This window comes from Brachybacterium sp. AOP43-C2-M15 (assembly GCF_052446295.1).
GTDB lineage: Bacteria > Actinomycetota > Actinomycetes > Actinomycetales > Dermabacteraceae > Brachybacterium.
The window spans coordinates 1-6,798 of the sequence record NZ_JBQSWB010000033.1 but is presented as its reverse complement, the minus strand read 5'-3'; the positions used below and the strand labels follow the sequence as shown (position 1 = coordinate 6,798).

Here is a 6,798-nt window from a genome sequence, read left to right as displayed (position 1 = left end):
CCATTCCCCCCACTTCGCAACGCGCGCCCGCGAGGGGCAGGTGGTCTCGGGTGCACACGCGAGGGGCAGCCTCGGGTGCGCCCGCAAGAGGTGGCCACGGGCACGCCCGCGAGGGGCGGTCTCGGGTGCGCCGGGGGTCAGTCGGTCCGGTCCTCCCCGGTCACCGCCGCGACCTCCCCCGCGACCTCCCCGGTCACCGCCGCCATCTCGCCGGTGACGGTGGCGGTGCCCTCGACCACGGCGTCGTCCTCGTCCGGGTCGGTGCCGGCGGCGAACTGCGACCAGTACAGCCGGTGGTAGGCGCCCTCGTCCTCGAGCAGCTGGTCGTGCGAGCCCTGCTCGACGATGTCGCCGTGCTCCATCACCAGGATCACGTCCGCGTCGCGGATCGTGGAGAGGCGGTGGGCGATGACGAAGGAGGTGCGGTCGGTGCGCAGCGCCGCCATCGCCTCCTGGACCAGCACCTCGGTGCGGGTGTCCACCGAGCTGGTGGCCTCGTCGAGGATCAGCAGCGCCGGATCCGCGAGGAAGGCGCGGGCGATGGTGATCAGCTGTCGCTCACCGGCGGAGACGTTCGCGCCCTCGTCCTCGATGACGGTGTCGTAGCCGTCCGGGAGGGTGTGCACGAAGCGGTCCACGAAGGTGGCGCGCGCGGCGGCGACCACCTCCTCGTCGGTCGCCTCGAGCCGCCCGTAGCGGATGTTCTCGCGGATGGTGCCGCCGAACAGCACCGCGTCCTGCAGCACCATGCCCACCCGGCTGCGCACCGCACCGCGATCCAGGGCGCGGATGTCCACGCCGTCCAGGCGGATCTGGCCGGCGTCGATCTCGTAGAAGCGCATGATCAGGTTGACCAGGGTGGTCTTGCCGGCGCCGGTGGGGCCGACGATCGCGATCGTCTGCCCCGACTCCGCGGTCAGCGACAGGTCACTGATCAGCGGCTTGTCCGGGGTGTACGAGAAGGCCACGTGATCGAACTCGATGCGGCCCCGGGTCGGGCCGGTGAGCTCCGCGCGCTCGATGCGCTCCCCGCGACCCTCTCCGTCGGCGCCTGCACCGGCGGTGATCTCCCCGTCGGCCTCCTGCTCCTCGGCGTCGAGCAGCTCGAAGATGCGCTCGGCGGAGGCGACGCCCGAGATCAGCATGTTCGCCATCCCGGCCACCTCGCCCAGCGGCGCGTTGAACTCGCGCGAGTACTGGATGAAGGCGGTGACCTGCCCCAGGGACATCTGGCCGGAGGCGATCCGCAGACCGCCCACCACCGCGATGCCCACGTAGCCGAGGTAGGTCACCCACTGCATGATCGGCATGATCATGCCGGAGTAGAACTGCGCCTTGAACGCCGCCTCCCACAGCTCCTCGTTGCGCTCGTCGAACTGCTCGCGCATCGAGTCCTGGCGGTCGAACACCGTCACCAGGTCGTGGCCGGTGAAGGACTCCTCGACATGGCCGTTCAGCCGTCCCGTGTTGCGCCACTGGGCGGTGAACAGCTTCTGCGACTTCGCGCCGATGAGGCCGATGACCACGCCCGAGACCGGCAGCGCGATGAGGGCGATCAGCGCCAGCTGCCAGGACAGCCAGAACATCATCACGGTGATGCCCACGATCGTCAGGACCGCGTAGACCAGTGAGGCGAAGGCCTGCTGGAGGGCGGTCTGCACGTTGTCGACGTCGTTGGTGGTGCGGGAGAGCAGGTCGCCGCGCTGGCGGGTGTCGAAGTACGACAGCGGCAGCCGGTTGACCTTCGCCTCGATCCTCTGGCGGAGGCGGTAGACGATGTCCATCACCACGTCGTTGAGCAGCCGGCCCTGCAGCCAGTCGAACAGCGCCGCGACGACGTACATGCCGAGCACGATCAGCAGCAGCCGGCCCAGCGCGTCGAAGTCGACGCCGTCCCCGGTGAGGAAGCCGTCGAAGATGACGTCCATCGCGTCGCCGAGGATCGTGGGCGCCCACACCGTGAGGACGGTGGAGATCAGGCCGAACAGCAGCACGACGCCCAGGCCCAGCTTGTGGTCTCCGAAGGTCTTGAACAGTCGGATCGCCGAGGGCCAGAAGGCCTTCGCCTTGCGGGGCGCGGACTCGCCCCACTCGCTGCTCATGGAGTCCTGCATCTCGAGGATCTCGGCCTCGGTGAGCTCGACCTCCGCGGGGCCGGCGCCCTTCGCGGGCCTCGTCTTCTTCTCGCTCATGCCGGCTCCTCCACGGTGATCTGGGAGTCGACGATCTCCCGGTAGGTCTGCGAGCTCTCCAGCAGCTCCTCATGGGTGCCGCGGCCCACGACCCGGCCCGCCTCGAGCACCAGGATCTGGTCCGCCGAGGTGATGGTGGAGATGCGCTGGGCCACGATGATGGTGGTCGCGCCCCGGGTGTGCTGGGCGAGGCCCTCGCGGACCTTCGCGTCGGTGGTCACGTCCAGCGCCGAGAACGAGTCGTCGAAGACGTACACCCGCGGCCGGGTGACCAGGGTGCGGGCGATGCACAGGCGCTGACGCTGACCGCCGGAGACGTTCGTGCCGCCCTGCGAGACCGAGGACTGCAGCCCCTCGGCCGCGCTCTCGCCCTCGCCGGTGGTGCGGTGCTCGACGAACTCGGTGCCCTGGGCGACGTCGAGGGCGTGCCACAGCTGCTCGTCGTCGGCCGTCGGGTCCCCGAACCGCAGGTTGTGGGCGATGGTGCCGGAGAACAGGTACGGCTTCTGCGGCACCAGGCCCACGGTGTCCGAGATCGTGGCGCGGGCGAGGTCGGTGACGGGGACGCCGTCCAGCAGCACCTGGCCGCTGGTCGCGTCGTGCAGGCGCGGGATGAGGCTGACCAGGGTCGTCTTGCCCGACCCGGTGGAGCCGATGATCGCGGTGGTCCGCCCGGCCTCGGCGGTGAAGGAGACGCCGTCGAGCACGGGCGACTCGGCGCCCGGATAGGAGAAGGTGACGTCGCGGAACTCGACCGCGGCCCCTCCGCCGACGGTCCCCAGGGGGACCGGCTGCGCGGGCTCGGCGAGCGTGGGACGGGTCTCGAGGACCTCGCCGATGCGGCGGGCGCTGATGATCGCGCGCGGGAACATCATGAACATGAAGGTGCCCATCATGACGGCCATGAGGATCTGCAGCAGGTACTGCATGAACGCGGTCAGCGCCCCGACCTGCACCAGGCCCGCGTCGACCCGATGACCGCCGAACCAGAGCACGGCCGCGGTGGCGAGATGGAGCACGACGGTGATCGCCGGGCCCATGATCACGAACAGCCGGCCGATCCGCACCGAGGTGTCGGTGAGGGTGGCGTTGGCATCCCGGAAGCGGGCGGTCTCGTGGTCCTCGCGCACGAAGGCGCGCACCACGCGGATGCCCATGATCTGCTCGCGCATCACGCCGTTGATGGAGTCGATGTTGTCCTGCATCCGCTGGAACAGCGGCATCAGGCGCGTCACCAGCAGGCCGACGATCACCATCAGCACCGGCACGGAGACCCACACCAGCCAGGACAGGCCCGGGTCCTCCTGGATCGCCATGATGATCCCGCCGATGGACATGATCGGCACCATGACCATGAAGTTCAGCGTCATCAGCACCAGCATCTGGACCTGCTGGACGTCGTTGGTGGCGCGGGTGATGAGGGTGGACGCTCCGTAGCGGCCCATCTCCTCGGTCGAGAAGCGGTCCACGCGGGTGTAGATCGAGCGGCGCACGTCGCGGCCCAGGCCCATCGCGGTGCGGGCGCCGAACCAGACCGAGGCGATCGCCGTGATCACCTGGACGATCGCGACCAGCAGCATGAGGCCGCCGACGCGCCAGATGTAGTCGGTGTCCCCCGTGGCCACGCCGTTGTCGATGATGTCGGCGTTGAGGCTGGGCAGGTAGAGGGTCGCCAGGACGGTGGCGAGCTGGAGGACGATCACGGCGGCCACGTGCGGCAGGTACGGCCGCAGGTGGCGCCGGACGAGGGTCCAGAGCATGGAGTTCTCCCGGAACAGGATGGCGCGGCCCGGCCGACGGGTGGTGCGGCCGGGGTCTCGTGAGGAAGCGTAGGGGCGAGAGCGGACAGATTCTGTCCGCTCGGGGAGCGGCGGTCGTGGGCCGACGGGACCGGCGCACCGGCCCTGTCGGCCGGACGAGCCGGCCGGACGAGCCGGCGGGCAGAGCCGGCCGGACGAGCCGGTGGGCAGAGCCGACGGGCAGAGCTGCCGGGGCTCAGCTGATGGGCAGAGCTGGCGGAGCGCGACGGCACCAGACGGCGGACCACGCCGGACCGCGCTCCATCCTCACCCACCGGCCCCGGTGGCGGCATCCTCTTTTGGTAGGAGATCGCGCTCGGGAGGGAATCGAGCTCTCGAGGAGACCGCGCTCGGGACGGGACCGCGCTCCGGCCGGCCCTCCCGGGCGCGGGCCTCAGCCGGTGACCAGGTGCGCGACCAGCGGCAGGGTCACGGTCATGGCCAGGGCGTTGAGCACCATGCCGGCGCTGGACCAGCCGCCGGAGACGGTCGACTCGCCGAGCACCCGGGAGGTGCCGATGCCGTGCGAGGTGAGGCCGATCGCGAAGCCGCGGGCCCGTTCGTCCCGCACCCGCACGAGGGTGAGCAGCGCCGGGCCGAACACCGCGCCGAGTACGCCGGAGATCAGCGTGAGCACCACCGCCATCGGCACCGAGGCGCTCAGCGCCTCGGCGATGGTGAGGCCGACGGGGGAGGTCACCGAGCGCGGCAGCGCGGCGCGCAGCATGGCGTCGTCGGCCCCGAGCCCCACCATGGCGGTCACGGTCACGGTGATGCTCAGCGCTCCCCCGACCACGAGCGTGGTCGCGACGGCCCCGGCGGAGGTGACCAGCGCCCGTCCGTTGCGCAGCAGCGGCAGGGCGAGGGCGACCGTGGCAGGACCGAGCAGCAGGGTCAGCACCGTGACCTGCTGCATGTACAGCGCATAGGGCATCCCGGTCAGCTGCAGCACCACGGCCACGCCGATCACCGTGACCAGCACCGGGGAGAGCAGGCCCGGCCGGCCCAGGCGCTGGTAGAGCCACCAGGAGATCAGGTAGATCGTCAGCGTGAGCGCGAGGCCGAAGACCGGCAGCTCGATGATCGCGCTCATGCCGAGGCCTGCCCGGGCGATCGTCGGCGGTCCTGGCGGCGCAGCAGTGCCTGGAGCAGAGTGCCGGCCACCAGCAGCGTGAGCACGAAGGAGCCGCCGACGGCGAGCGCGATCGGCAGCGCGTTCTGGGCGAGGGCCTGCAGTTCCAGCACGATCCCGACCCCGGGCGGGACGAACAGCAGCTGCAGGTGCTGCAGCAGCGGGGTCGCGGCCGGCTCGGCGGCGCGCACCACGGCCCGGGTGGGGCGGAGCACGCCGAGGAGGATCAGGAGGACCAGGCCGATCACCACGCCGGGGATCGGCAGGTGCAGCACCGTCTCGAGCGCGAGCCCCGCCATCTGCCCGAGCAGCAGCACCACGAGGCCCAGCAGCACCGGGGGCAGGAGGGCGGCGCGGGTCATGAGCACATGGTGCCAGGTCGACCTCCTCCGGCGCGGCCGCGGTCGTCGCGGCCGGGAACTCCTCCGGCGCGGCCGGGGCCCTCGCGGCCGAGGGCTCTTCCGGCGCGGCCGCGGTCACCGCGACCCGAGGAGCGGACCAGGGATGCCAGGGATACTGGTGCCATGCCCCTCGCTTTCCCTCTGCGCGGCGTCCGCGTGGAGCTCCGACCGTTCGAGGTGACGGACCTCGAGGCCGCACATCGCGTCTACGGCGACGCGGAGGTGATGCGCCTCGTGGGTGAGGGCGGGCCCGTCGGCCGCGAGGAGACGGCCGCGATGATCGCCGGATACCGCGATCACCAGGCCCGTCACGGCTTCGCGTTCTGGGCGGTCCTCGAGCGCGGGACCGGGGAGGTGATCGGCGACGCCGGGCTCGAGGTCACCGCCGAGGGCGTCGAGCTCGGGTACACCCTGGCCCGCTCATGGTGGGGGCGTGGCCTGGCGACCGAAGCGGCCCGGATGTGCGTCGACGCGGCGTTCGGCCCGCTCGCCCTGTCACAGCTGGTGGCCGTGGCGGACGCCCGGAACCCGGCCTCGGCCCATGTGCTCGCGAAGCTCGGCTTCCGCGAGGACCGGCTGGTCAGTGCCTACGGCAGGCCCCACCGACGGTTCACGATGGTGCGCTGAGGCACTGCACCGATCAGCCCGCCGGCGTCGTCACCTGGCCGTGGTGCCAGCGGCCGTCCTCGAAGAGGTACCCGACGCGCTTGTGGTTGCGGTCGTGCCGGGACTGGGTGAACTCGATCCAGGTGGGCTGCAGGGCGTAGACCTGCCATTCGGGGTTCGGGGTGCCGTCGGAGGTGGGGCGGGTGAGCCAGTCGGCCTGGGAGACGTCCTCCCCGAGCGCGTGGACGACCCCGGTGATCTGCACCTGCCGACCGCTCTCGCGCCAGAAGAACGTCATGGCCGCCCGGGGGTTCCCCTCCAGCTGGTGGGCCTTGCGGGAGGTGTTGCGGGTGGAGACGTGGAAGCCGTGCTCGTCGAGGTCCTTGAGGATCAGAGTGCGGCCGACGGGGGCGCCGTCAGCCATGACGGTCTGGAAGGTCATCGCATGGGGCTGCCGGGCACCGCTGTCGATCGCGTCCTCGAGCCAGGACAGGAACAGTTCGGTCGGGTCCGCCGGCAGCTGCTCGAGGTCGAGGTCGGGCATGTCCTCGGGGAAGGCGGGCAGGGCACGGAGACGGGCGGCGAGATCGCTCATGCCCCCATCCTGCGCGACGACGGCCTCCCGCGTCACGCCCCCGGGGCCGAGCGAGCCGCCCCCACACGCGAGC

General features: G+C 71.4%; 6 protein-coding genes. 1 reads left to right on the top strand and 5 read right to left on the bottom strand.

Annotated elements, in window-relative coordinates:
* Positions 1-137: 137 nt before the first annotated feature.
* The 4 genes from ACT3SP_RS18590 to ACT3SP_RS18575 all read right to left on the bottom strand — a co-directional run bounded on the left by ACT3SP_RS18590 (position 138) and on the right by ACT3SP_RS18575 (position 5,485).
* The gene (locus ACT3SP_RS18590; RefSeq protein ID WP_444588769.1) at positions 138-2,192 is read right to left on the bottom strand and encodes an ABC transporter ATP-binding protein; all 2,055 of its coding nucleotides are present in this window, start codon (positions 2,190-2,192) and stop codon (positions 138-140) included.
* Positions 2,189-3,952, bottom strand: coding sequence for an ABC transporter ATP-binding protein (locus ACT3SP_RS18585; protein ID WP_444588768.1), 1,764 nt, complete (start codon positions 3,950-3,952; stop codon positions 2,189-2,191). Before ACT3SP_RS18585 ends, ACT3SP_RS18590 begins: the two co-directional genes overlap by 4 nt.
* 433 nt (positions 3,953-4,385) lie before the next feature.
* The gene (locus ACT3SP_RS18580) at positions 4,386-5,084 is read right to left on the bottom strand and encodes an LrgB family protein (RefSeq protein ID WP_444588767.1); all 699 of its coding nucleotides are present in this window, start codon (positions 5,082-5,084) and stop codon (positions 4,386-4,388) included.
* Positions 5,081-5,485 carry a CidA/LrgA family protein gene (locus ACT3SP_RS18575; RefSeq protein ID WP_444588766.1) on the bottom strand — a complete coding sequence of 135 codons (405 nt, stop codon included), beginning with the start codon at positions 5,483-5,485 and terminating at the stop codon, positions 5,081-5,083. The genes ACT3SP_RS18580 and ACT3SP_RS18575 overlap by 4 nt, the downstream gene beginning before the upstream one ends.
* A 162-nt stretch (positions 5,486-5,647) precedes the next feature.
* Between ACT3SP_RS18575 and ACT3SP_RS18570 the strand changes: the two genes are divergently transcribed.
* A complete protein-coding gene (locus ACT3SP_RS18570) occupies positions 5,648-6,151 on the top strand; it encodes a GNAT family N-acetyltransferase (RefSeq protein WP_444588765.1) in 504 nt (167 codons plus the stop codon).
* A 13-nt stretch (positions 6,152-6,164) separates the two neighbouring features.
* On the opposite strand, the gene ACT3SP_RS18565 is transcribed toward ACT3SP_RS18570, so the two are convergent.
* The gene (locus ACT3SP_RS18565) at positions 6,165-6,725 is read right to left on the bottom strand and encodes a pyridoxine/pyridoxamine 5'-phosphate oxidase (protein ID WP_444588764.1); all 561 of its coding nucleotides are present in this window, start codon (positions 6,723-6,725) and stop codon (positions 6,165-6,167) included.
* Positions 6,726-6,798: the final 73 nt, after the last annotated feature.